Origin of the sequence: Cobetia sp. LC6 (assembly GCF_030264805.1) — a bacterium.
Classification (GTDB): Bacteria; Pseudomonadota; Gammaproteobacteria; order Pseudomonadales; family Halomonadaceae; genus Cobetia.
In genome coordinates this window covers 1-760 of record NZ_JASSPL010000031.1, presented here as the reverse complement: position 1 = coordinate 760, position 760 = coordinate 1, and the positions used below count along the sequence as shown (strand labels likewise).

Genomic DNA, 760 nt, shown 5'->3' with positions numbered 1-760 from the left:
TCAGACCCGCATGGAAGTCGCGCAGGAGGCGATCACCGCCTATATCGATCTCGGTGCCAACCGCGCCATGATGCGCCGGGTGCGCGATTACATCGAGAAGCTCGAAAGCCTCGAGCGTCTGGCCAATGACCGCACCTTCTCTGGCTATGGGGATCGGGTCGAACTGGACCGGGCCGCCGTTGATCTTGCCAGTGCCCGCGAGTGGCTGGCACGTCTGCAGGGCGATGCCGACACCGCCCGTCAGGAGCTCGAGATACTCAGCGGCCGCTCCTTCAGGGATGTTGCCCTGAGCGCCCCGCCACCTCTGCCGCTCGTGGCGGATCTGGCCCGCGATCCCGCCACCACCGATGCCGCCATCACCAACGCGCCGGCCTATCGCAGTCATGTCAGTCAGCAGGATGCCGCGCGCCACGCCCTGAGCCTGAGCGAGGCCGAGCGCTGGCCGGAACTGCGTCTGGAGGCGACCAGCTCACGCTATGAGTCGAACGACGACATGGTCAGCGACTCAAGCATCGGCCTGCGCATCGAAGCACCGGTCTTCCAGGGTCTAACGCCGTTGCGCCAACCCGAAGCGGACCGCGCACGCCTGACCGCTGCCCAGTTCGAGACCGCCTCCACGGCGCGCGAGCTGCGCCGCCAGATCCAGCGTCTGTCGGCCAGTCAGCCCGCGGTCGAGGCGCGTATCAAGGCGCTGGATCAGCAGGCGCGCAGCGGCGAACGCCTGCGCAGCAGCTATCGCGACCAGTTCATCACCGGCTCG

The 760-nt window shown here is 67.5% G+C and carries 1 protein-coding gene; it reads left to right on the top strand.

From position 1 onward, the window contains the following. Nucleotides 1-760: TolC family protein (locus QQF40_RS16975; protein ID WP_285462026.1), on the top strand; the 760-nt coding region annotated here is incomplete at both ends.